Source organism: Sandarakinorhabdus cyanobacteriorum (assembly GCF_002251755.1).
GTDB classification, from domain to species: domain Bacteria; phylum Pseudomonadota; class Alphaproteobacteria; order Sphingomonadales; family Sphingomonadaceae; genus Sandarakinorhabdus; species Sandarakinorhabdus cyanobacteriorum.
Map to the genome: position 1 here is coordinate 58,365 of NZ_NOXT01000124.1, position 21,771 is coordinate 80,135.

Below are 21,771 nucleotides of genomic sequence, written 5' to 3' on the forward strand. Positions count from 1 at the left end.
ACCATGCCCAGCCTTGATGAATTGATGAACGCCGCCCGCAACGTCCAGCAGCAGATGGCCCGCGCCCAGGCCGAACTCGACAATATCCTTGTCGAGGGCGCGTCCGGCGGCGGCCTCGTCAAGGTCCGCGCCACCGCCCGCGGCGCCGTCCGCGGGGTGGAGATCGATCCCAGCCTGCTCACCGCCGATTCCAAGGAAATGCTGGAAGATCTGGTGGTTGCGGCGTTCAACGACGCCAAGAACAAGGCCGATCAAGCCGGCAGCGCCGAAATGTCAAAGCTCACTGCCGGCATGCAACTGCCCCCCGGCTTCAAACTGCCCGAATTCTGAGGAGGACACGACCCATGCGCCAGATCCAATCGACCATCACCGATGATGGCAAGCTCATCCTGGCGCTGGCCGACGTGCCCGAGCCGCAGCCCGGCCCCGGCGAGATCAAGCTGAAGATCGAAGCCGCGCCGATCAACCCGTCTGACATCGGCCTGCTCACCGGTGCAGCCGACATGCGCGAAGTGACTGCAATCGCAGGCGGAATCACCGCACCCGTGCCGCCTGCCGGGATGCGCGCCATGGCCGCGCGCATCGGCCAGGCCATGCCCTGCGGCAATGAAGGCGCTGGCACCATCGTTGCCGCCGGCGCCGGTGCAGAACATCTGATCGGCCGCCGGTGCGCCATCATTGGCGGCGCGACCTATGCCGATTATCGCGTGGTCAAGGCCGAGGAGGCATTGCTGCTCCCCGAAGGCGCGACCGCCGAGCAAGGTGCCTCCTGCTTCGTCAACCCGCTGACGGCGCTGGGTTTTGTTGAGACGATGCGCGCCGAAGGCCACAGCGCCATCGTCCACACGGCCGCCGCCTCCAACCTCGGCCAGATGCTGGTCAAGATCTGCGCGGCCGATGGCATCCCGCTGGTCAATATCGTCCGCTCGGCCGAACAGGTGGCCCTGCTGCAGGGCATCGGCGCCACCCATGTGCTGGATTCGACTGCGCCTGATTTCATGGCGAACCTGATCGCCGCCTGCACCGAAACCGGCGCGACGCTGGCCTTTGATGCGATTGGCGGCGGCCAGCTGGCTGGCCAGATCCTCACCGCCATGGAAGCCGCGATCAACGCCCGCGCCGGCGGCTACAGCCGCTATGGTTCTGAAATATTGAAACAAGTCTATATCTATGGCGGGCTCGACATGGCGCCGACCAGCTTCAACCGCGGCTTTGGCATGGCCTGGGCGATGGGCGGCTGGCTGCTGTTCCCGCGCATGCGCATGTTCGGCGGTGCCACCTATGCCCGGTTGAAGCAGCGGGTGGCTGATGAACTGACCACTACCTTTGCCAGCCACTACAGCCACCGGGTCAGCCTGGAGGAGATGGTGACGCCGGATGTCGTTGCCGGTTGGTATCGCCGGGCCACTGGGCAGAAATATCTGGTCGTGCCCGGCTGATCACTGCCACAGGCAGGCGTCAATCCCCTCGTCCCGCACCACTTTCACCCGCTTTTCGATGCGGCGGGCATAGCGCTTGACGCTCTTCGACGGCTTGACCGCGCTGCGCTTGATCGGCTGCGGCAGGATGGCGGCCAGCCGGGCGGCCTGGCGGGCGCTCAGCTTGTCGGCAGTGGTGCCGAAATAATGTTCGGCCGCCGCCTCCATGCCATAGATGCCGGGGCCCATTTCCACAATGTTCAGATAGACTTCCATGATCCGCGGCTTGCCCCAGACCAGTTCGATCAGCAGGGTGAAATAGGCCTCCAGGCCCTTGCGCACATAGGAACGGTCCGGCCACAGAAAGGCGTTCTTGGCGGTTTGCTGGCTGATCGTCGAGCCGCCGCGCAGTTTCTTGCCCTGCACATTCGCCGTGGCGGCGGCCTGGATGGCCTCCAGATCAAAGCCGTTGTGGCGGCAGAAATTGGCATCCTCCGCCCCGATGACCGCGCGCGGCAGCGCCTTGGTCATCGCGGTCAGCGGCACCCATTCCCGCTCCACATGCTGGCCGTTGATGGCATCGCGCGCCTGCAACCAGGTGATCGGCGGCGCCACAAAGCGATAGAGCACCACCCAGGCAAGGCTGAGCACCACAAGCGCCAAGGCCAGCCCCGCCAGCCAGCCCAGCACAGTCTTGATCATCCGTCCGATCATGGTGCCATCTGCGGCGGCAGGGTGGCCGCCGTCAATGCGGCAGCCTCACACCTGTTCCAGCAGCAGGCGCTGATCGGTGGCCGCCTGTTGCATCGCCTTGGCCAGTTTTTCAAAGGCGCGCACCTCGATCTGGCGCACGCGTTCCCGGCTGATGCCATAGCGTTGCGACAGATCCTCCAGCGTTTCCGGTTCATCGATCAGGCGGCGCTGGGTCAGGATATCGCGCTCCCGCTCGTTCAGTGTCGCCATCGCCTGCACCAGCAGCGTGTGGCGCTGGTCCCGCTCCTCGCTGTCAGCCAGCAGTTCGTCGGCCAGCGGACCATCGTCGGCCAGCCAATCCTGCCACTCGCCTTCGCCTTCCTCGCGCAGCGGGCTGTTCAGGCTGGCATCGCCGCCATGGCCCATGCGCCGGTTCATGGTGACGACTTCATCCTCGGCCACGCCCAGGGTGGTGGCGATCTGCTCCACCTGTTCGGGCCGCAGATCACCATCTTCCACGGCGCCGATCTTGCCTTTCAGGCGGCGCAGGTTGAAAAACAGCTTCTTCTGGGCCGCCGTGGTGCCGATCTTCACCAGGCTCCACGAGCGCAGGATATATTCCTGGATCGCCGCCTTGATCCACCACATGGCATAGGTGGCGAGGCGGAAGCCCTTTTCCGGATCAAATTTGCGCACGCCCTGCATCAGGCCGATATTGCCCTCGGCAATCAGTTCGTTCACCGGCAGGCCATAGCCGCGATAGCCCATGGCGATGCGGGCCACGAGGCGCAGATGGCTGGTGACCAGCTTGGTGGCGGCGGCTGGATCCTGATGCTCCTGCCAGCGGCGGGCCAGCATATATTCCTGTTCCGGGCTGAGCAGCGGGAACTTGCGGATTTCCGCCAGATAGCGGTTGAGCCCAGCCTCCGAACCCAGCGCCGGGATGCTGTTCTGTTTCACTGCAGGCAGGTTCGAACTCATCGTCTCACTCCTGTCCGGTCCCGTCGAGGCGACCGATCAATGCCACCATATCGGCTGGCAGGGGGCTTTCGAAACAAAGCTTTTCTTGGGTGACTGGATGCACAAATCCCAGCGTCGCGGCGTGCAGCGCCTGGCGGGCAAAGCCCAGATCCTTGAGAATCGGTGCCAGCTTGCTAGGCGTGCGGCTATAGACAGCATCGCCCAATAACGCATGGCCGATGGACGCCATGTGAACGCGGATCTGGTGGGTGCGGCCGGTTTCCAGCCGGCATTCGACCTGCGCGGCACCCGAAAAGGCGGCCACCGTGCGGAAATGGGTGACGGCATGCTTGCCGCGGCCATCCTTCACGATCGCCATCTTCTGCCGGTTGGTGCTGCTGCGCGCCAGCGCGCCTTCGATGCGGCCGGCCGGCGGCACCGGCACGCCGCCGACGATGGCGGTGTAGCGCCGCTCCACATCATGGGCGGCAAATTGCGCGGCCAGGCCCTCGTGGGCCTTGTCGGTCTTGGCGACCACCAGCAGGCCCGATGTGTCCTTGTCGATCCGGTGGACGATGCCCGGCCGGGCAACACCGCCGATGCCAGACAGCCGGCCGGCACAATGGTGCAGCAGGGCGTTGACCAGCGTGCCATCCAGATTGCCGGCGGCCGGATGCACCACCAGCCCGGCCGGCTTGTCCACCACCAGCAGATGATCATCCTCGAATGGGATGGTGAGCGGAATATCCTGGGCTTCGTTGTCGGCAGCGCGCGGGGCGGGCACCACCAGGGCCAGCGCCTCCCCGCCCTTCATCTTGGTGGCCGGGTCCCAGATCACGCCGGCGGCGGCGCTCAGGCGGCCGCCCTGCACCAGATTCTTCAGCCGCTCCCGGCTATACTGGGGCAGAGCATCGGCCAGCGCCTTGTCCAGCCGCTGGCCGGCGGCCGTGGCCGGCAAGGTGATGTTTATCGACAATTCAGCCCCCATGGCTTAGCCATGTTGGCATGAAACTGCAGATATCAAGCAGCTTGCACCAAAATTTGCTGGACTGGGCAGCTGCCAGCCCGGCGACCGAAATCTGTGGCCTGCTGGTGGGGCGCGGCAATTGCGTTGAGCGGTTGGTGCCGGCCCGCAATGTCGCCCCCGATCCGGCCCGCAGCTTTGAAATTGATCCGGCCAGCCTGCTCGGCGTCCATCGCGAGGTGCGGGCGAATGGCCAACAGGTGATCGGCCATTGGCACAGCCATCCCAATGGCCGGGCCGAGCCATCGGCGCGCGATGCGGCGCGGGCGCTGGACAATGGCCAGATCTGGTTGATCCTGGCGGGCGGTGGCGCCACCGCCTGGCAGGCCCGCAGCAGCGGGGCCGGGCCGGCCCGGTTCGAAGCCGTCACGCTGGAGCTATGCTGATGGCCAGTGGCGCGGTGAAATGGTTTGATGGGAAGAAGGGCTTCGGCTTCATCACGCCTGATCTGGGGCCGCGAGATGTGTTTGTGCATGTATCGGCGGTGATGGCCGCCGGGCTTGGCAGCCTGCGGCCGGGCCAACGCCTTGATTTTGAACTGGCGCAGGATGGTGACGGGCGGCTGATCGCCCTGGGCCTGAAGGCCCGCGATGATGGGGAGGAGGGGCAATGACCGATACCACGCAATTTCTGGTACGCTGGCTGTGCCATGATCTGGCCACCCCCATTGCCAGCGTGATGACCGCCAGCGAACTGCTGGACGATGACACGCCCGATCCGGAAATCAACGAATTGATCATGGCCGGTGCCCGCCGGCTTTCGGCCCGGCTGCGGCTGGTGCGGCTGGCACTGGGCGCGGCCGACAGTGCGATGTCGTCGGCGGCCCTGGGCAAGCTGGTGCGCGAAGGCCTGCCCGATGCCCGGGTGGATTGGCAATTTGCCGGCGATGCCGCCGACGGCATGGCCCCGCTGGTGGCCGGTTGCGCGATGCTGACAGCCGATCTCAACCGCCTGCGCGGGCTGACGGTGACCAACCTGGGCGTGCAGGCCGATGGCGATTGCACCTGGCCCGATTCGGTGGCGGCGGTGTTTGCCGGGGCGCCGCCAAGCTGCAACCGCAGCGCCGTTGCGGCCATGCTGATGGCGGCAGGCGCCCGCACGGGCAAGACAATCAGCTGCGATTCCAGCGGTTTGCACTGGCAGTAGCTGCGGCGCAACATTTTTTGTTGCAGCGCACAAAACCCCTTGAAGCCGTCAGGGCGCGCGCTTATGTTGCATTGCAGCAAGAGCACGGAGACGCGCCATGACGGCCAAGACCACGACCGACAAGCCTGCAACTGCGGCGAAAGCCCGGCGCCCGGCGAAGAAGAGCGTGGCCAAGGCCGCCGCGACCACCGAAGCCCTTGTTGCCGAGACTGCTGTTTCCCCCGCCCCGGCGGAGCAAGCGGTGGTCGCCGAGCCTGCGCCCAAGAAGAAGCGCAGCGCTCTGGTCATTCCCTTCGCCACCGCTTTCACCAAGGAGTCCCCCATGGCCACCGCATTTGAAACCACCCAGGAAACCGTTCGCAACGCCGCCGAGACCGCGATGAACAATGGCAAGGCTGCCATGGAGCAGGTCACCGCCAAGTCGAAGGAAGCGGTGGAAACCAGCATGAAGACGCTGGAAGAAATCACCGCCGTCACCCGCGGCAATGTCGAAGCCCTGATCGCCAGCGCCAAGGCCGCTGCCGCCGGCGCCGAGCAGGTGATGAGCCACATGACCGAAGTGTCGAAGGGTTCGTTCGAAGCCACCACCGCCCATGTGAAGGCGCTGGCCGCTGCCAAGAACCCGAACGAGCTGGTGCAGCTGCAGACCGAATTCGCCAAGGCCCGCTGGGATGCGGCCGTGGCCGATTACAGCAAGCTGACCGAAACCCTGGTCAAGCTGGCCGGCGAGATCGCCGAGCCGGTGCAGAACCAGGTCGCGGTTGTCACCGACAAGCTGAAGTCGAGCTTCACCACCAAGTAAGCCCGACCGGCAAGTAAGCCCGACCGGCGTTCCGCCGTTGACAAAGGGGTGGCAGGCCTTGGCCCGCCGCCCCTTTTCACATGCGGCCTGCCCGCCCCTTTTTTCCGGCGGGCTTTTTGTTATATGGGCCGGATTGGTCGGCTTTCCCCCGGGTAGACTTGATGGCGCTGTCGCACGAACTGATGAGCGATGAAGACCGTGACGCCGGTGGCGGCCGCGGCGGGACGGGCGTGGGCCTCGCCACCAAGCCGGAGACAAAGACGGCCAAGCCCGGCCTCTACAAGGTGCTGATGCTGAACGACGATTATACCCCGATGGAGTTTGTCGTCCTCACCCTGCAGCGGTTTTTCAAGATGAGCATCGAGGATGCCACCCGCGTGATGCTGCACGTGCACCAGCGCGGTGTCGGCGTGTGCGGCATCTTCACCTATGAAGTGGCCGAGACCAAGGTGAACCAGGTCATCGATTTTGCCCGACAGCACCAGCACCCGTTGCAGTGCACGATGGAAAAGGAATGACGCCGGCCGGTTTTTCAAAGAGCCGGCACAGTGTCTGATATTTGCGCCCTGTAGGACAGGGCGACTCCAAATCATTGAAATAAATACGTTATTCCGTTTCGTCGGATTGGCGGGGCGGGATTTTCGTGATTCGGCGGTGGTTTGGCGTGCCCGATGTGGCCAATCTGGTGGCCGATATGGCGCGCGCGGTGACCGCGTTTGGTGCGCTGGTGACCGCAGGCCGGGCGCAAGTGACCGCAGGTCGCGCGGCGGTGACGGCGTTTGATCGTCCCCCTCTGGGGGAGGTGCCAACCGGAGGGAGGCGGAGGGGGGCCGCACATGGCACGCCCCCTCCGCCCTGGGGGCACCTCCCCCAGAGGGGGAGGATCTGACCCCACGCGACCAAAGACCGCCCTCCCCGCCGCGGCCGGCGGCGGCTAGGGCAAAGCCATGTCGATCCTCACCAGCTTCTCGCCCAACCCCCATGCCCTGATCGTCGGCGCGTCGGGCGGGCTGGGGCGGGCCTTTGCCGATCTGTTGGAGGGCGATGGCGCCCGTGTCACCCGCTGGAGCCGCAGCAGCGGCGTTGATCCGGCCGATCCGGCCGGCATCACGGCCGCCATTGCCGCCCTGGCCGGCCCGCCCGATCTCGTCATCATCACCAACGGCGTGCTGCACGGCCCCGGCTTTGCGCCGGAAAAGGCCAATGGCCAGTTGAAGGCCGAGACGCTGGCGCAGCTGCTGGAGATCAACTGTATTCAGCCGGCGACCATCGCGGCGCAGCTGCTGCCGGTGATGCCCAAGGGCCGCAAGACGGTGCTGGCCGTGCTGTCGGCCCGGGTCGGTTCGATCAGCGACAACCGGCTGGGCGGCTGGCACAGTTATCGCGCCTCCAAGGCGGCGCTCAATCAGCTGATCCGCACCATGGCCATCGAACAGGCGCGGCGCAATCCAGAGCAGATATTGCTCGCGCTGCACCCCGGCACGGTGGACACCGCCATGTCCAAGCCGTTCCAGCAGGGGGTGAAGACATTGTTCACGCCCGAACAATCCGCCCGCCACCTGCTGGGGGTGATCGATGCCGCCACGCCGGCGCAATCGGGCCTGCTGATCGACTGGCAGGGGCAGGTCATTCCCTATTGATATGGCTGCTGCGACGGCCATGCATCTGGTGCAGGGCCGGCCCACCCCCATATCGCCCGCAACACACCCATCGGGAGACATTCCATGCCATCCTATCTGCATCGCAAATCCGAAGAGCGCGGCCAGGCCGATCACGGCTGGCTGAAGGCGAAGCACAGTTTTTCGTTCGGCAACTATTATGACCCCAGGATCATGGGATTCCGGTCCTTGCGCGTCATCAACGAGGACCGGATTGCCGGCGGCGGTGGTTTCCCCACCCATCCCCACGACAATATGGAGATCGTCACCTATATCCTGGATGGCGCGCTGGAGCATCGCGACAGCATTGGCAGCGGGGCGGTGATCCGTCCCGGCGAGGCCCAGCGCATGAGCGCCGGCACCGGCATCCGCCACAGCGAATTCAACGCCAGCCCGACCGATCCGGTGCATCTGCTGCAGATCTGGCTGCTGCCCAACCAGCGCGGCATCGCGCCGGGCTATGAGCAGAAGGTGCTGCCGGCGGTGGCGGATGGTGAGTCCCGGCTGGACGTGATTGCCGCGCCGGATGCGCCGGACAGTGCGGTGACCATCCATTCGGATGCCAGCATCACCCGGGCCGTGCTGGCGCCGGGCGGCGAACTGGTGGCGCCGGTGACGCGCGGCCATGCCTGGGTGCAGGTGGCGAAGGGCACGCTGAGCGTGGATGGCCATGACTTGCGCCAGGGCGACGGGCTGGCGGTGAAGGATGCGACGGCGCTGGCGCTGGCGTCGGCGGAGGGCGCGGAGGCGCTGGTGTTTGATCTGGCGTGATTTGGGGGCCGGCGCCGGGGTTGGCGCTGGTGCCCGCCCCCTCCGTCGCCCTGCGGGCGCCACCTCCCCCAGAGGGGGAGGATGGAATTGATCCTCCCCCTCTGGGGGAGGTGCCGAGCAGCGCGAGGCGGAGGGGGCCGGGGCCGGCTACTCTCCCGCCTTCACCTGCCCCCACGCCGCCAGCGCGCGGGCGCGGGCCTGGTTGTGGTCCACGATCGGCGCCGGATAATCGCGGCCCAGCTTCACACCGGCGCGGATCAGGGCCACCCCGGCCTCCCACGGCGCATGGATCAGGCCATCGGGCAGCTTGGCCAATTCCGGCACCCAGCGGCGGATATAGGTGGCGGCATCGAACTTCTCGCTCTGGCCCACCGGCGCGAAGATGCGGTTGAAGGGGGAGGAATCGACGCCCGATCCCATCACCCACTGCCAGCCTTGCGCGTTGTTGCCATAATCGGCGTCGAGCAGCGTGTCCCAGAACCAGCGCTCGCCATGGCGCCAGTCGATCAGCTGGTGTTTCACCAGGAAGCTGGCGGTGATCATCCGCACCCGGTTGTGCATCCAGCCGCTGGCCCACAATTGCCGCATGCCGGCATCGACGATGGGATAGCCGGTCTGGCCGTGCTGCCACGCGTTCAGCCCGGCGGGATCGTCGAGGAAGGGAAAGCGGTTGAAGGCGTCGCGGTTGGGGGCATCGCCGTGATCGGGGAATTGATCGATGATGTTGGCGGAAAAATCGCGCCAGCCCAGCTCGCGCAACCAAGGCTCGGCGGTGTTTTCGCCCACCGCATCGGCAATCGCATGCCAGGCGGTGGCGGGTGAGACTTCGCCCAGCGCCAGATGCGGGGAGAGGCGCGAGCTGCCCTCCACGCTGGGCAGGTTGCGCGTGTCGTCATAGCGGGCGGCGATGCGGGCAAAGGCGGTGAGCCGGGCCAGCGCGCCGGCTTCGCCGGGCTGCCATTCGCCAAAGCCGGTGGACCAATCGGGCTTGGTCGGCCGCAGGCGCCATTGCGCCAGATCATCGCTGGGAAGCGCCGACACATCCGCCCAGCGCAGCGCCGGTTCGGGCAACGGGCGCGGCGGCGGCATCTGTTCCAGCAGCTTCTTCCACCAGGGCGTGAAGATGCGATAGCGGCCGCCGGTGCCGCTGAGCACGTTTGCCGGCGGGGCGAGCGTGGCGCCGTGGTGGCGGCGCACATCGCCGGCCTCCGCCTCCTGCACGGCGGCCCAGGGTTCGTGGTGGACGATTGCGTGGACGTCGGCCCCCAGTTCCGCCGCCAGCGCGCGCACGATCGGCCCGGCGCGGCCCCGGCGCAGGATCAGCCGGCCGCCACGCTCGGCAATGCGCTGGCCAAGATCGGCCAGGCTGTGGTGCAGCCACCAGCGCTGCGCCGCGCCCATACGCCACGCGCCCGGTGTCTCATCATCCAGCACGAACAGCGCCACCACCGGCCCGGCGGCGGCAGCGGCGCAGAGCGCGGCATGATCAACCAGGCGCAGATCGTTGCGGAACCAGACGAGTTGGGGGGACATTCAGCACTCTCGACATGTGGGAGCGGCAGCCGCTAGACGGTTGCGCTCACGCCGTCACGGGGATTGCAACACCATGCCGCAACTGGCCTATGTCAACGGGCGCATCCTGCCGCTGGCTGATGCCAGCCTGCATGTGGAGGATCGCGGAACCCAGTTTGCCGATGCGGTCTATGAGGTGTGCGCCGTGATGAACGGCCGCATCCTTGATTGGGGCCCGCATCTGGTGCGGTTGCGGCGCAATCTGGCGGAGCTGGGCATAATCTGGTCCATGGCCGATGGCCCGTTCGGGCTGCAGGCCCGCCGGCTGATTGCCGCCAATGGGCACAAGGATTGCCTGCTCTATATCCAGATCAGCAGGGGGGTGGCGCGGCGCGATCATGCCTTTCCGGATGCGGCTCCGGCGAGCGTGGTGATGACGGTTCGGCGGTTCGATTTTGGCCAGCGGGTGCGCCAACTGGGCAGCGGCATCAAGGTGATCACGCGGCCCGACAACCGCTGGGGCCGGGTGGACATCAAGACCACCGGCCTGTTGGGCAATGTGCTGGCCAAGCAGGCGGCGCGCGAGGCCGGCGCGTTCGAGGCCTGGCTGCTGGCCGGCGAGACGGTGCGCGAGGGCAGCAGCACCAACGCCTGGATCGTGAAGGACGGGCGCATCATCACCCACCCGACCGGCACCAGCATCCTGCCCGGCATCGCGCGCGACAGCCTGATCCGGCTGGCGACGGCGGCGCAGATGGTGGTCGAGGAGCGGCCCTTCACCCTGGCCGAGGCACGGGACGCGGATGAGGCCTTCCTCACCTCCACCACCGCGCCGATCCTGCCGGTGGTGGCGGTGGACGAGCACCGGATCGGGAAGGAGGGCTTCAGGGGCAAACCCGGCCCGGTGACGGCGCGGCTGGCCGAGCTGGTGTGGGCGGAAGTGGCCCGGCAGACGGGTTGGGCCGTTTAAATCCTCCCCCCCGGGGGGAGGTGCCGAGCAACGCGAGGCGGAGGGGGCCGGGAAGGACCGCGCTTGCCGGCCCCCTCCGCCCTGCGGGCACCTCCCCCAGAGGGGGAGGATCTTTGTTGCTCTTGCAAAGAAAAACGCCCGCCGGTGGGGGCACCGGCGGGCGAAGTTTGTCCGGCGCCGGGTAGGCACCGTCCAGGGTTGGCGATCACTCGATATCGTCACCGGGGCGCGGCGGCGGCGGGGGTGGCGGCGGCATGTCGCCCGCCTGACCGCCACCGGGCCCGCGGCGCTGCTGCCAGCGCTCGCGCCAGCCGGCCATGCGTTGTTCCATGCGGGCCTTCATGGCGCGGCTGTCGGCGGCGAAGGCCTTGCGGTCTTCGGGGCTCAGCTTCTGGAAAGCGGCGAGCATGGCGGCCTGCTTGGCATCGCGGCTGGCTTCGGCGACGGCGCGTTCTTCCTCCATCGCGCGTTTCACGGCGGCGGTGTCAAAACGGTCGGCGGCAAGCGCGGCGAGCAGCTTTTCGCGCGCGGCCTCCACCTTCTGCCGGCTGGCGCGACGGTCATCGCCGGCCATCATCGCCTCGCGGATAGTGGCGCGGCCGGCCTCGCTCATCGACGGGAACATGCGATGGCCCATCATGCGGTGGTGGGCGCGGGCATCGCCGGCCGTCGGCGGAGCGGGCGGGGGCGGCGGCATTTGCGCCAGCGCCGGGCCGGCCAGCAGCAGGGCCGCGACGGCGATCAGTTTCGGGCTCATATCAACTCTTCCTCGGCAGCTGTCGGCGTGAACACATAGGCGAAGGCGGCATCGGCCTCGGCCTGCTCAACCCCGGCCGACGGCGGGGTGGCAGCGGCAATGGTGGGGGCGCCATTGCCGGATTGGGGTTGCAGGCCCAGCCAGCCGCCGACGGCGACGACCAGCGCCAGGCTGGCGGCGACGGCGGCCGGCATCCAGCGGCGGGTGGCAGGCGCATGCGGCATCTGTTGGGGCATCTGCTGGGGTTGGGCAGTGATGGCGGCGACATCGACGGCCATCGCTGGCAGCGGTGCGTTCAGCCAATCGGTGAGCGCGGCATCGATGGCGCGGGCGTCGGCCAGGGCGGCGGCGACGGCGGCATCGCTGGCGGCAAGCGCCAGCAGGGCGGCGCGTTGGTCCGCCGGCCAGCGGGCCGGATCGGCGCCGTGGCTGGCGATGATGTCCAGCGCGGTTTGGGTGGAAAGGGCGGTCACAGGTCTGAACCTTCGGTCAACATTGTCTTGAGCATGATACGGGCGCGGCCGAGCAATCCCTCGACCGCCTTGGGGGTGGTCTCCATCCGCTCGGCGATTTCGGCCATGGACAGGCCATCGCCGTGGAACAGGGCGAGGGCGAGGCGCTGGCGGGCGTTGAGGCTGGCCATGGCGGCGGCGAGCCGGGCCTGTTGGTCGGCGGCGATGGCCTGGTGTTCGGGATCGGGCCGGCTGTCGGCCAGGTCAAAGGCATCGTCGATCGGCTGCACCGGGCGGATGGCGCGGCGGCGATCGAGGCAGAGGTTGATGAGGATGCGGCGGAACCAGGCATCGGCCGAGCCGCGCGCCGGATCAAAGCGGTGCGCCTCGGTCCACAGGCGGGCGAAGGCCTGTTGGCAGGCATCCTGCGCCTCGGCGGCGTCATTCAGGGTGCGCCACGCCAGCGCCAGCGCCGGCCGTTCCAGTTGCCGCACCAGCGCGGTGAAGGCGGCGGCATCGCCCTGGGCCACGCGCAGCAGCAGCGCCGTCGCCAGCGAAGGGGCGGCAGGGGGAGCCAGGGCAGTTGGGCCGGGAGCGGGCGTTTCCATGCGCATCAGCCCCCGATACGGACGCCCGGCGGCATTTCCCCCGCGTTGGCGGCCTGCCAGCCGGCGATCAGGCCGGCAGCGTGGCGGGCGGCGATGGTGGCGGGGTCGCCATAGCCGCCGCCCAGGGTGACGACGAGGGGCACGCCGGCGGCGCGGCAGGTGCGGGCGACATGGGCATCGCGGGCGGCCAGCCCGGCATCGGTGAGGGCGAGGCGGCCGAGCCGATCATCGGCATGCGGGTCCACCCCGGCCTGCAGCATGACGAGGCCAGGCCGCCACTGGCGCAGCGCATCGGCCAGTGCATCGGCGAGGATGGCGCGATAATCGGCATCGCCCACACCATCGGGCAGGCCGATATCGCGGTGGGAACGGGCCTTGCGCACCGGGAAGTTGCGCTCTGCATGGATCGACAGGGTGAAGACATCGTCGCGGCCGGCCATGATCAGCGCGGTGCCATCGCCCTGGTGGACATCAAGATCGAGGATGAGGATGCGCGCCACCGCGCCTTCGGCCACCAGCCGGTGGGCAGCGATGGCAAGATCGTTGGTGACGCAATAGCCGGCACCGCCATCCGGCCCGGCATGATGGCTGCCGCCGGCGCCATTGGCGGCCCAGCCATGGGCGAGGGCGTGGCAGGCGGCCGCCCAGGTGCCGCCGGCGACCAGCCGGGTGCGGCGGGCGACGGCGGGGGTGACGGGGATGCCGATGCGGCGTTCGATGGCGGGCGGCACGGCGGCGGCCAGCACCGCTGCGACATAATCGGGATCATGCACCGCCGACAGCCAGCACTCCGGCATGGGTTCGGGGGTGAACAGCTGCACGGCCTGCCCGGCGGCGGCGAGCGCGGCCGGCAGCAGGGCATATTTGTCCATCGGGAAGCGGTGGCCGGGGGTGAGGGCCACGCTGTAGTCCGGATGGTGGAACAGCGGCAGCAAGCCGAACTCTCCCCTGCCTTGCGCGTGTGAAACCCCTCTCCCGGGCCGCCTGCGGCGTCTCTCGACCTCTCCCCCAAGGGGAGAGGTGATTCAGGCAAGCGCCCGTGAGGCCATTTCCAGCACATCCTTGGACATGCCGGGCGCGGCGACGATGCGTTCCAGTTCGGCGCGCATCAGGGCGGCGCGCACCGCATCAAAGCGGCGCCAGCGGCCGAGCGGCACCGCCAGCCGGGCGGCGCTCTGCGGATTCAAGCGGTCCACCGCGATCAGCTGATCGGCGAGCAGGCGATAGCCGGCGCCATCGGCGGCGTGGAACCAGCGCTGGTTGGCGGCAAAGGCGCCGACGAGGCTGCGCAGCCGGTTGGGGTTGGACGGGGTGAAATCCGGGTGTTTCAACAGCCGCTCAACCTGGTCGAGCACATCGGGGCGGTTGGCCAGCGCCTGGGCGCTGAACCATTTGTCGATCACGTCGTTGTTGCCGGCAAAGCGCTGGTGGAAATCGGCCAGCACGGCGGCGCGGGCCCCCTGAGCCGTTGTTGCCTGGCTGTTCACCAGCGCCCTCAGCGCCGCCAGCCGGTCCGTCATGGTCAGCGCGGCGTGATATTGGGTTTCGGCCGCCGCAAAGGCGCGATCCGATCCGGCGGTGACAAGATAGGACAGGGCGACATTGGCGAGGCGGCGGCTGCCCTTGGCTTCGGGCGTCAGCGCGGTTTCGCGGCCGGCCAGCGCGGTGCGCTCCCGCTCATAGGCCGCCCACCATTCGGATTCGAGGCCGGTGGCGATGGCCATGCGCGCGGCCTCGCGGCGGCGGTGGATCGCCTCCACATCCACGATGGTGGCGGCATCGCCGATGAAGCTCTCGGTCGGCAGCAGCACCGCCTCCCCCTTGAAGGCGGCATCGAGGCCAGGATCGGCCAGTGTGCCCCTGACCGCCTCGACCAGCGGGGCAGGATCATCGTCGCTGCCCAGCACCGAGAGGGCGAGCTGCTGGAACGCCTCCCACCGGGCGAAGGGATCATCATCATGGGCGGCGAGGAAGGCCAGGTCGGCGCGGGCCGTGTCCGCCTCCACCACCACGGGGGCCGAAAAGCCGCGGTTGAGGCTGGGCAGCACCGGTTCGGGCAGATCGGCGAAGGTGAGGTGCGTCACCGCTTCGCGCAGTTCCACCACCTGTTCATCGCCGATGCGGCGGCCGCTGGTGCGGCCGATGAGGGCGAGGCGGAAGGGCATGTGCACCGGCTGCTTGTCGGGCTGGCCCGGCGTTGGCGGCACCGTCTGGCGCAGCACCAGTTCGGCGCGGCCGCCCTGCTGGGTGAGCGTGACCGAAACGCGCGGGGTGCCGGCCTGTTCATACCAGCGGCGGAACTGCTTGAGATCGATGCCGTTGGCATCCTCCATCGCCTTGAGCCAATCCTCGCAGGTGACGGCCTCGCCATCATGGCGGTCGAAATAAAGATCGGTGCCGCGCCGGAAGCCGTCCACACCCAGGAGGGCGTGCAGCATGCGGATCACCTCCGCCCCCTTGTTGTAGACGGTGGCGGTGTAGAAATTGGCGATTTCCACATAATGATCGGGCCGGATCGGGTGAGCCAACGGGCCGGAATCCTCTGGAAACTGCACGGCGCGCAGGGCCCGCACATCATCGATGCGCTTGACGGCGGCGCTGCCCTGATCGGCGCTGAATTGCTGATCGCGGAACACGGTCAGCCCTTCCTTCAGGCTCAATTGGAACCAGTCGCGGCAGGTGACGCGATTGCCCGTCCAGTTGTGGAAATATTCGTGCGCCACCACGCCGGCCACCGCATCGAAATCCATGTCGGTCGCGGTTTCGCTGTCGGCCAGGATATATTTGGAATTGAAGATGTTGAGGCCCTTGTTCTCCATCGCGCCGGCGTTGAAATCGGCGACAGCGACGATGTTGAACTCATCCAGATCATATTCGCGGCCATAGACGCGTTCATCAAATTCCATGCTGGCCTTCAGCGCCGCCATGGCGTGGGCACAGCGCGGCACATCGGCTGCCGCCGTCCAGATCGCCAGCTGCACCCGCCGGCCGTTCATGGTGACAAATTCATCGGTGAGCGCCGCCAACTGCCCGGCGACCAGCGCGAACAGATAGGAGGGCTTGGGCCAGGGATCGGTCCAGGTGATTTCGTGGCGGCCGCCGGGCAGATCGCGCGCCGCGCCGCGGTCCCCGTTGGACAGCAGGATGGGGTAGAGCGCCTTGTCCGCCTCCAGCCGCACCCGATAGCGCGACAGCACGTCGGGCCGGTCGGGGAACCAGGTGATGGAGCGGAAGCCTTCGGCCTCGCACTGGGTGACCAGCCGGCCCTCGCTGGCATAAAGCCCCATCAGGCGGGTGTTGCGGCTGGGGTGGATCACCACCTCGGTCTCGAACACCGCCTCGTCGCCATCAACCGGGATGGTCAGCGTGTCGCCATTGGGCCAGTTGGCGCAGCCCTTGCCGTTCAGCATGATGATGCGGGTTTCAAGGCCATGGCCATCGAGCACCAGCGGCCGGTCATGCCGGCCGTTGCGGCGCAGGTGGAGGCGGGCCTTCACCACGGTGCGCGTGGCATCGAGACGGATATCGAGCTCGATATCGGGCACCAGCCAGTCGGGCGGCTGATAATCAGCCAGACGCACGGCAGCCAGCTGCGGATTGGATCGGGATTCGGCCATGCGCCGATGGTGCGTCAGGGCGGGGCCGAGGGAAAGTTAATTATGGTGGGGTGGCCAGGACCTCCCCCGCTGGGGCTGTGCCCGCAGGGCGGAGGGGGCTGGCCAGGCACGGTCCTTGCAGGCCCCCTCCGTCGCGCTTCGCGCGCCACCTCCCCCAGAGGGGGAGGATCTTGTCAGGTCACTGGCACCGGGGGTGGCAGGCCCAAGGCGGCATAGGCGGCCTCGGCCTCCGCAATCAGCAGCGCCAGCGCGGCGCGGTTGCCGGTGGCCAGCGCCGCGCCCAGCGCAGCGTGGCGGGCGTCGCGGCCGGTGGCGGCCTCACCGAGCAGCGGCCGGGCGGCATCGGCCGCGGCAGCCTCCCGCGCCGGGCCATGGGCGGCTTCGGCGGCAGCCAGCATCAGGATCATCGCGGCGGTGCCGGCGGTGCCGCCGGCATAGTTGGCATCGGGCGCTTCCGGCTGGCCGAGCAGTTGCAGTGCCGGGGCGACTTCATTGGCCAACGCGGTGGCGACAGCGTTCAACAGGGCGGGGAGCGGCAGGCTCATAGACCCTCCAGCGCCTTGGCCAGGGTGAGGGTGTGAAAGCGATAGGGGATGGTGCCGGCGAACATCAGCACGGGATCATGGCTGCGGCCATCGATGATCTCGCGCGCGGCGCTGATCCAGATCACCAGCCCCTGCACCTGCGCCATGATCCGCCACCAGGCCCAGGCTATTGGATCGAGCGTGAGGCCCGAAGCCGCTTCCCAGGCGGCAATCGCCTCGGCCAGGGGCAGCATGCCGCCGGCCTTGCCGCTGAAATGCGACCAGAGCGGATCACAGGCCCAGGCCAGATCCTCGTGCGCGTCGCCGGCATGGACCATTTCCCAATCGAGGATGGCGAGCAGCCGGCCGGCGCCATCGTGGAGGAAATTGCCGGAGCGATAATCGCCGTGGACGATGCTGAGGCGCGGCGGCGCGGGCGGCGGGTTGGCGGCGAGCCAGGCCATCGCCGCCTCCAGCACCGGTTCGGGGCGGAACCGGTCGGCGGCATAGGCGGCCTGCCAGTGCGCCAGCCGGGCCAACGCCGGATGGGTGGGTGGCGCGTCGAGACCGGCGGCGGTGGGGTCGCCGGCATGGACGCGGCCCAGCGCCGTGAAGAATTGCTGGCCAACGCTGGCGCCATGGTCGCCATAGGGTTCCGGATCGAGCAGGCCGGCCGCCTGCCCGCCAGCCACCTCACGCATCAGGAAGCCTGGGGAACCGAAGCTTTCGGGCCCGGCATCGCAGAAGATCGGTTCGGGCACCGGCACATCGCTGCCGGCAAAGCATTGGATGGCGCGATATTCGGCGAGACGGTCCGTCTCGATCAGGCTGGAGGGTGGGTCACGCCGCAGCACCACAGATTCGCGCCGGCCGGAGGCGCCGGTGACATCGCAGCGATAGGTCTGCCGGGCGGAACCGCCGTGGAAGCGCTTGAGGCCGCTGATCTCCACCGCCTCCCCCCAATGGCCGGCAAACCAGCGCGCGAGATGGTCAGCCGGCAAGATCGAACAGCTCCCGGAAACCCGACGGCGCGTGCGGGCCGATGGCCAATTGTTCGAACAGGCCGCGGCCCGGCACCGGGGCAGCCCCGGCGATGGACAGGCTGGCGGTGGACAGGCCCTGGACATGGGCGTTCATCGGATTGGCGGGATCAACGCTGGCCAGATCGATGACCTCGTGCGCCAGCGCTTCGGCCCCCTGGAACATGCCGTGGCCGCGCGTGGGGTGGCCATAACCGATGCCCCGCATCATGAAATTGTCGCCAATGGCGAAATCGACGCTGACCGGCCGGCCATCGGGCAGCCGTGCCTCCAGCCGGGCGGCGCCGGCGTGGCGGCTGCCGGGGCGGAAGGCCAGCGCCATGCGGGCATCGTCGAGCGGGAATTCGGCACCATCCTTGAGTCGGACGAGCACGCCGGCGCGGTTCCATGGCCGGCCGTGTTCATCATCGTTGGAATGGAAGAACAGGTGCCAATCATCAAAGGCGGTCGGCGTCCACAGCCAGAAGAATTGCGGCGGCGTGGGTGGCTGCACGGCCTGGGGATCGGGCGCGCCGATCGGGCGCACGCCCCAGCTGCGGTCCCGCGTGCCGCGCCAGCCGGCGAGATCATGCGTGGTGCCGGCGGCGGTGATTTGGCCCTGCCACTGGCCGCCTTGTGTCATCCGGGTCACGTCCATCAGGGTGCGGGTGCCGTTGCGGCGGATGAAGCGCGGTTCGAGGATGGGGGCGGCGCGGCCGGTGAAGTTGAGCTCGCCGCTGATGCCGGTGTCGTTGGGGGCGATGCTGAGCCGCAGCTTGTGCAGCGGTTCCAGCACGTCGAGCCTGACCGGGCCGATGCGCAGGTCCATCCGCTCCCCGCCCAGCACGCGGCTGGCAAACAGGCTGTGCTGCTGGCCGGCGTGGAGGATGGAGACGGCGCAATCGATGATGTTGAGGTGCGGATAGACGCCGAGCGCCGCGCCGATGACGGCGCTGCCGTCGGGGCTTTGGGCGCTGAAGAAATAGCGGTCGTAGAAATTGCGGTCGGTGCCCGAAACCGCGATCGGCTCCGGCGTCTGGTGGATGGGATAATCGTCGGCCCGGCTCAGCATGGCCGGATGGTTGGCCAGGCGGGCCGGGCCGGCAAGCTGGTGAAATGCGCCGGGTCAGCTGCGCACCTGTGCAGTGATGCTGGCGAGCAGTTCGCTGTCGGAAAAGCCCGACAGGCCATCACCGTGGCCCAGCACCCATTGCGGGCTCACCACTTCCGGCCCCTGCCCCGGCGGCAGCGGCGGCGTGAAATAGCCGAGCGCATAGCTGCCCATGGCATAGCCCAGCACCGCCTGCAGCGCCGGATCGAGCGTGCGGGCGATGGCCGGCGGGCAGGACAGATATTGATTCTCCTCCTGCCGCAGCCAGCCCAGCGTGTAGGTGAGGTTGAGGCCGATGCGATCCATGGTGGAGCGGTTTTCGCCGCCGCCGTGGAACACCCCGCCGGTGTAGACGAGGACGGAGCCGCGCTTCATCACGGCGGGCACGATCTCGTGCGGTTCGGTCACCCGGCTGTCGGGCCAGTCGAGCGAGCCGGGGACGAGTTGGGTCGCGCCATTGTCGGCGGTGAAATCGGTGACGGCCCAGATGGTGTTGAGCTGGGGTTCGACGTGGGCAAGATGCGTGCCCCAGGCCCAGCGATCACGGTGGATAGCCTGGGCCTTCTGGCCGGGGCGGATGCGGATGGCCTGGGTGAGGTGCAGTTGCCAGCGCTCGCAAAAGGGTTTGAGCAGATCATCGCACAGGGCGTGGATGAGGGGATGCATGACGAGATCGCGCACGCGGGGGCTGCGGGCGACAAGCGCGCCGGTGCGGGTGGTGAAGTGCCCGGTGAAATCATCGCGGCCGTTGGGTGTCGCCTCCAGCCAGGGGGCGATTTCGGCGGCCAGCGCGGCCATCGCGGCATCGGGGATCAGGCCATCGATGATGATGGCGCCATCCCGGCGCAGGGCGGCCATGATCGCGGCGGGATCGGCGGTGGCGGGAAAATGCTGGACGTTTGGCATCGGGCGTCTCCGGTTCAGGCCAGCGCCGGCAGGGCGGCGGCCAGGGTGGTGGTGATGCGGCTGGACGGCCAGTCGGCGGGTTCCAGCAGGATGCGGATGGCCAGCCCGTCGATCAGGGCGACCAGCAGATCGGCCTGCGGCGGCGACAGATCGGCGGCGAGGCGATCGGTGATGGCGGCATAATAGGCGCGGTGGCGGGCGAGCAGCGCCGGGTTGACCAGCGCCTCGGCCGAAAAGGCCAGCCACACCCGCCATTCGGCCGCGCTCTCGTCATCCTGGGGCAGGTAGGAGGCCATGGTGGCCAGCAGCTCGCCATGGCCGGCCGGTTCGTCCAGCCGTTCGAGCAGGCGGCCCATCACCTTGTCATAGGCGGCCGCAATGAGGTCGCTGCGGCCGGGGAAATGATGGGTGACCGAGCCGGTTGTGACGCCGGCAGAGGCGGCGACATCGCGCATGGAGGCCCCGGCGAGGCCATGGGCGGCAATCACCGCGGCGGCGGTGCTGGCAAGATTGTCGCGACGGGCGGCGTGATCGACGGTTTTTGGCATAACATGCGTTGCATAACACGCGTTATGTCGAGTCGCAAGCCGGCTTGCGCAACTATATTGTTCATGCAATACGGTGGCCGACAGGAGCGCAGCATGGCATTTGATCCGGAACTGGCCACCCAGGCCTATATGGCGACGCTGAAGGGCGCGGCGCGGGCGCGGTCTGACGCTTATTTCGAAGGCGGATACTGGCTGATCCTGTGGGGATTCCTGGCGACGGTTGGGGCCAATCTGATCGTGCTGCAGCTGGGCTGGGCGGGGCGGCTGTCGAAATGGGCGCAGGCCAAGGCCGGGCCGATGCTGGCGCCGCTGCTGTTTGCCGTGCCCTATCTGTTGCTGATCACGCTGATCATGGCGCCCTACACGGTCTATACCGAATTTTTCCGCGAACATGCCTATGGCCTTTCGAACCAGAATTTCGCCGAATGGGGCGGTGAGGCGTTGATCGTCATCGCGGTCGACACGCTGATCGCGGCGATCCTGTGGATGGGCGTGAGCGCTGTGATCCGGCGCTTTCCGCGCGGCTGGTGGCTGGGCGGCACCGGGCTGTCGGTTGTGGTGCTGATGGCGACGATCACGCTGGCGCCGGTCTATCTTGATCCGCTGTTCAATGATTACAAGCCGCTGCCCGATGGCCCGGTGAAGACCGAGGTGTTGAAGCTGGCGCGCGCCAATGGCGTGCCGGCCGACAATGTGTTCCTGGTGGATGCCAGCCGGCAATCGGACCGGATTTCCGCCAATGTGAATGGCATGTTCGGCACCACGCGCATCGCCCTGAACGACAATCTGATGAAGCAGGATATCAACGAGATCCGCGCGGTGATGGCGCATGAACTGGGCCATTATGTGCTCAATCATATCTGGACGCTGCTGCTTGGCATGTCGCTGATCTTCGCCGCCAGCTTGGCGCTGGTGGCGGCAGGCACGCCGTGGCTGCTGGCGCGGCTGGGCGGCCGCTGGGGCATCACCGGCATGGCCGATCCCGGCGTGCTGCCGGTGCTGACCATCCTGGCGAGCGCGGTCTTCTTCGTGGCGACGCCGCTGACCAACAGCCTGATCCGCGTGCACGAGCAGGAGGCGGACATCTTCGCCCACAACGCCGCCCGCGCGCCCGACAGCTTTGCCCGCATCGCCATGAAGCTGTCGCAATATCGCAAGATCGAACCGACACCGCTGGAGGAGATCATCTTCTTTGATCACCCCAGCGGCCACACCCGCGTGATGACCGCCATGCGCTGGAAGGCCGAACATCTGGGCGAGCCCGACGTGCGCTAG

25 protein-coding genes are annotated in these 21,771 nt (G+C 67.9%); 11 read left to right on the forward strand and 14 right to left on the reverse strand.

From position 1 onward, the window contains the following. Positions 1-3: 3 nt before the first annotated feature. Together CHU93_RS15170 and CHU93_RS15175 are read left to right on the forward strand one after the other, a co-directional pair. Positions 4-330: a YbaB/EbfC family nucleoid-associated protein gene (locus tag CHU93_RS15170; RefSeq protein ID WP_086117188.1), complete on the forward strand. Its 327-nt coding sequence runs from the start codon at positions 4-6 to the stop codon at positions 328-330. 14 nt (positions 331-344) lie between these two features. Next, positions 345-1,439 (forward strand): zinc-binding dehydrogenase, encoded by a 1,095-nt coding sequence (locus tag CHU93_RS15175; protein WP_094474996.1) that lies wholly within the window; start codon positions 345-347, stop codon positions 1,437-1,439. Here CHU93_RS15175 and mtgA read toward each other — a convergent pair whose 3' ends face one another. The 3 genes from mtgA to CHU93_RS15190 are packed head-to-tail and all read right to left on the reverse strand — an operon-like array spanning position 1,440 to position 4,059. After that, positions 1,440-2,132 carry a monofunctional biosynthetic peptidoglycan transglycosylase gene (gene mtgA, locus CHU93_RS15180; protein WP_094474997.1) on the reverse strand — a complete coding sequence of 231 codons (693 nt, stop codon included), beginning with the start codon at positions 2,130-2,132 and terminating at the stop codon, positions 1,440-1,442. It abuts the gene before it with no gap. A gap of 45 nt (positions 2,133-2,177) precedes the next feature. Further along, positions 2,178-3,092, reverse strand: a complete 915-nt coding sequence (rpoH, locus tag CHU93_RS15185; protein ID WP_094474998.1) for an RNA polymerase sigma factor RpoH — start codon at positions 3,090-3,092, stop codon at positions 2,178-2,180. Positions 3,093-3,096: 4 nt separating this feature from the next. Next, positions 3,097-4,059, reverse strand: coding sequence for an RluA family pseudouridine synthase (locus CHU93_RS15190; protein WP_094474999.1), 963 nt, complete (start codon positions 4,057-4,059; stop codon positions 3,097-3,099). A gap of 17 nt (positions 4,060-4,076) precedes the next feature. On the opposite strand from CHU93_RS15190, the gene CHU93_RS15195 reads away from it, so the two are divergent. The 7 genes from CHU93_RS15195 to CHU93_RS15225 all read left to right on the forward strand — a co-directional run bounded on the left by CHU93_RS15195 (position 4,077) and on the right by CHU93_RS15225 (position 8,472). Next, on the forward strand, positions 4,077-4,481 hold the full coding sequence (locus CHU93_RS15195; RefSeq protein ID WP_094475000.1) for a M67 family metallopeptidase: 405 nt from the start codon (positions 4,077-4,079) through the stop codon (positions 4,479-4,481). Further along, positions 4,481-4,708, forward strand: a complete 228-nt coding sequence (locus tag CHU93_RS15200) for a cold-shock protein (protein ID WP_086117182.1) — start codon at positions 4,481-4,483, stop codon at positions 4,706-4,708. The genes CHU93_RS15195 and CHU93_RS15200 overlap by 1 nt, the downstream gene beginning before the upstream one ends. After that, a complete protein-coding gene (locus tag CHU93_RS15205) occupies positions 4,705-5,241 on the forward strand; it encodes a hypothetical protein (RefSeq protein WP_094475001.1) in 537 nt (178 codons plus the stop codon). Before CHU93_RS15200 ends, CHU93_RS15205 begins: the two co-directional genes overlap by 4 nt. A gap of 97 nt (positions 5,242-5,338) precedes the next feature. Further along, the gene (locus CHU93_RS15210) at positions 5,339-6,043 is read left to right on the forward strand and encodes a phasin family protein (RefSeq protein ID WP_094475002.1); all 705 of its coding nucleotides are present in this window, start codon (positions 5,339-5,341) and stop codon (positions 6,041-6,043) included. 161 nt (positions 6,044-6,204) lie between these two features. Beyond that, the gene (gene clpS / locus CHU93_RS15215) at positions 6,205-6,561 is read left to right on the forward strand and encodes an ATP-dependent Clp protease adapter ClpS (RefSeq protein WP_086117179.1); all 357 of its coding nucleotides are present in this window, start codon (positions 6,205-6,207) and stop codon (positions 6,559-6,561) included. Between the two features lie 429 nt (positions 6,562-6,990). Then, positions 6,991-7,683, forward strand: coding sequence for an SDR family NAD(P)-dependent oxidoreductase (locus CHU93_RS15220; protein ID WP_094475003.1), 693 nt, complete (start codon positions 6,991-6,993; stop codon positions 7,681-7,683). 84 nt (positions 7,684-7,767) lie between these two features. Continuing rightward, positions 7,768-8,472, forward strand: a complete 705-nt coding sequence (locus tag CHU93_RS15225) for a pirin family protein (protein WP_094475004.1) — start codon at positions 7,768-7,770, stop codon at positions 8,470-8,472. A gap of 147 nt (positions 8,473-8,619) precedes the next feature. Here the strand turns inward: CHU93_RS15225 and CHU93_RS15230 are convergent, their stop codons facing one another. Next, a complete protein-coding gene (locus CHU93_RS15230) occupies positions 8,620-10,005 on the reverse strand; it encodes a cryptochrome/photolyase family protein (protein WP_094475005.1) in 1,386 nt (461 codons plus the stop codon). 73 nt (positions 10,006-10,078) lie between these two features. On the opposite strand from CHU93_RS15230, the gene CHU93_RS15235 reads away from it, so the two are divergent. Beyond that, on the forward strand, positions 10,079-10,954 hold the full coding sequence (locus tag CHU93_RS15235) for a D-amino-acid transaminase (protein WP_094475006.1): 876 nt from the start codon (positions 10,079-10,081) through the stop codon (positions 10,952-10,954). 205 nt (positions 10,955-11,159) lie between these two features. Here CHU93_RS15235 and CHU93_RS15240 read toward each other — a convergent pair whose 3' ends face one another. The 10 genes from CHU93_RS15240 to CHU93_RS15285 form a co-directional block, all read right to left on the reverse strand. Then, positions 11,160-11,711 (reverse strand): periplasmic heavy metal sensor, encoded by a 552-nt coding sequence (locus CHU93_RS15240; RefSeq protein ID WP_094475007.1) that lies wholly within the window; start codon positions 11,709-11,711, stop codon positions 11,160-11,162. Beyond that, on the reverse strand, positions 11,708-12,184 hold the full coding sequence (locus CHU93_RS15245) for a hypothetical protein (RefSeq protein ID WP_094475008.1): 477 nt from the start codon (positions 12,182-12,184) through the stop codon (positions 11,708-11,710). The genes CHU93_RS15240 and CHU93_RS15245 overlap by 4 nt, the downstream gene beginning before the upstream one ends. Beyond that, a complete protein-coding gene (locus CHU93_RS15250; protein WP_165768772.1) occupies positions 12,181-12,771 on the reverse strand; it encodes a sigma-70 family RNA polymerase sigma factor in 591 nt (196 codons plus the stop codon). Before CHU93_RS15250 ends, CHU93_RS15245 begins: the two co-directional genes overlap by 4 nt. Positions 12,772-12,776: 5 nt before the next feature. Next, positions 12,777-13,706 (reverse strand): histone deacetylase family protein, encoded by a 930-nt coding sequence (locus tag CHU93_RS15255; RefSeq protein ID WP_423825913.1) that lies wholly within the window; start codon positions 13,704-13,706, stop codon positions 12,777-12,779. Between the two features lie 90 nt (positions 13,707-13,796). After that, the gene (gene pepN, locus CHU93_RS15260) at positions 13,797-16,388 is read right to left on the reverse strand and encodes an aminopeptidase N (RefSeq protein WP_094475010.1); all 2,592 of its coding nucleotides are present in this window, start codon (positions 16,386-16,388) and stop codon (positions 13,797-13,799) included. Between the two features lie 173 nt (positions 16,389-16,561). Then, the gene (locus CHU93_RS15265) at positions 16,562-16,933 is read right to left on the reverse strand and encodes a hypothetical protein (protein WP_094475011.1); all 372 of its coding nucleotides are present in this window, start codon (positions 16,931-16,933) and stop codon (positions 16,562-16,564) included. Further along, on the reverse strand, positions 16,930-17,913 hold the full coding sequence (locus CHU93_RS15270; protein ID WP_165768773.1) for a phosphotransferase family protein: 984 nt from the start codon (positions 17,911-17,913) through the stop codon (positions 16,930-16,932). Before CHU93_RS15270 ends, CHU93_RS15265 begins: the two co-directional genes overlap by 4 nt. Continuing rightward, on the reverse strand, positions 17,903-19,003 hold the full coding sequence (locus CHU93_RS15275; protein WP_094475013.1) for an Rv3169 family protein: 1,101 nt from the start codon (positions 19,001-19,003) through the stop codon (positions 17,903-17,905). Before CHU93_RS15275 ends, CHU93_RS15270 begins: the two co-directional genes overlap by 11 nt. A gap of 54 nt (positions 19,004-19,057) precedes the next feature. Continuing rightward, positions 19,058-19,948 (reverse strand): phytanoyl-CoA dioxygenase family protein, encoded by an 891-nt coding sequence (locus CHU93_RS15280; protein ID WP_094475014.1) that lies wholly within the window; start codon positions 19,946-19,948, stop codon positions 19,058-19,060. A gap of 14 nt (positions 19,949-19,962) precedes the next feature. Beyond that, positions 19,963-20,496, reverse strand: a complete 534-nt coding sequence (locus tag CHU93_RS15285; RefSeq protein WP_094475015.1) for a TetR/AcrR family transcriptional regulator — start codon at positions 20,494-20,496, stop codon at positions 19,963-19,965. Between the two features lie 93 nt (positions 20,497-20,589). On the opposite strand from CHU93_RS15285, the gene CHU93_RS15290 reads away from it, so the two are divergent. Next, a complete protein-coding gene (locus CHU93_RS15290) occupies positions 20,590-21,771 on the forward strand; it encodes a M48 family metallopeptidase (protein ID WP_094475016.1) in 1,182 nt (393 codons plus the stop codon).

Excerpts from the sequence above, each read along its gene's own strand:
- CHU93_RS15170 (WP_086117188.1), top strand. The coding sequence starts at position 4 with ATGCCCAGCCTTGATGAATTGATGAACGCCGCCCGCAACGTCCAGCAG.
- CHU93_RS15175 (WP_094474996.1), top strand. The coding sequence starts at position 345 with ATGCGCCAGATCCAATCGACCATCACCGATGATGGCAAGCTCATCCTG.
- mtgA (WP_094474997.1), bottom strand. The coding sequence starts at position 2,132 with ATGATCGGACGGATGATCAAGACTGTGCTGGGCTGGCTGGCGGGGCTG.
- rpoH (WP_094474998.1), bottom strand. The coding sequence starts at position 3,092 with ATGAGTTCGAACCTGCCTGCAGTGAAACAGAACAGCATCCCGGCGCTG.
- CHU93_RS15190 (WP_094474999.1), bottom strand. The coding sequence starts at position 4,059 with ATGGGGGCTGAATTGTCGATAAACATCACCTTGCCGGCCACGGCCGCC.
- CHU93_RS15195 (WP_094475000.1), top strand. The coding sequence starts at position 4,077 with ATGAAACTGCAGATATCAAGCAGCTTGCACCAAAATTTGCTGGACTGG.
- CHU93_RS15200 (WP_086117182.1), top strand. The coding sequence starts at position 4,481 with ATGGCCAGTGGCGCGGTGAAATGGTTTGATGGGAAGAAGGGCTTCGGC.
- CHU93_RS15205 (WP_094475001.1), top strand. The coding sequence starts at position 4,705 with ATGACCGATACCACGCAATTTCTGGTACGCTGGCTGTGCCATGATCTG.
- CHU93_RS15210 (WP_094475002.1), top strand. The coding sequence starts at position 5,339 with ATGACGGCCAAGACCACGACCGACAAGCCTGCAACTGCGGCGAAAGCC.
- clpS (WP_086117179.1), top strand. The coding sequence starts at position 6,205 with ATGGCGCTGTCGCACGAACTGATGAGCGATGAAGACCGTGACGCCGGT.
- CHU93_RS15220 (WP_094475003.1), top strand. The coding sequence starts at position 6,991 with ATGTCGATCCTCACCAGCTTCTCGCCCAACCCCCATGCCCTGATCGTC.
- CHU93_RS15225 (WP_094475004.1), top strand. The coding sequence starts at position 7,768 with ATGCCATCCTATCTGCATCGCAAATCCGAAGAGCGCGGCCAGGCCGAT.
- CHU93_RS15230 (WP_094475005.1), bottom strand. The coding sequence starts at position 10,005 with ATGTCCCCCCAACTCGTCTGGTTCCGCAACGATCTGCGCCTGGTTGAT.
- CHU93_RS15235 (WP_094475006.1), top strand. The coding sequence starts at position 10,079 with ATGCCGCAACTGGCCTATGTCAACGGGCGCATCCTGCCGCTGGCTGAT.
- CHU93_RS15240 (WP_094475007.1), bottom strand. The coding sequence starts at position 11,711 with ATGAGCCCGAAACTGATCGCCGTCGCGGCCCTGCTGCTGGCCGGCCCG.
- CHU93_RS15250 (WP_165768772.1), bottom strand. The coding sequence starts at position 12,771 with ATGGAAACGCCCGCTCCCGGCCCAACTGCCCTGGCTCCCCCTGCCGCC.
- pepN (WP_094475010.1), bottom strand. The coding sequence starts at position 16,388 with ATGGCCGAATCCCGATCCAATCCGCAGCTGGCTGCCGTGCGTCTGGCT.
- CHU93_RS15265 (WP_094475011.1), bottom strand. The coding sequence starts at position 16,933 with ATGAGCCTGCCGCTCCCCGCCCTGTTGAACGCTGTCGCCACCGCGTTG.
- CHU93_RS15275 (WP_094475013.1), bottom strand. The coding sequence starts at position 19,003 with ATGCTGAGCCGGGCCGACGATTATCCCATCCACCAGACGCCGGAGCCG.
- CHU93_RS15280 (WP_094475014.1), bottom strand. The coding sequence starts at position 19,948 with ATGCCAAACGTCCAGCATTTTCCCGCCACCGCCGATCCCGCCGCGATC.
- CHU93_RS15285 (WP_094475015.1), bottom strand. The coding sequence starts at position 20,496 with ATGCCAAAAACCGTCGATCACGCCGCCCGTCGCGACAATCTTGCCAGC.
- CHU93_RS15290 (WP_094475016.1), top strand. The coding sequence starts at position 20,590 with ATGGCATTTGATCCGGAACTGGCCACCCAGGCCTATATGGCGACGCTG.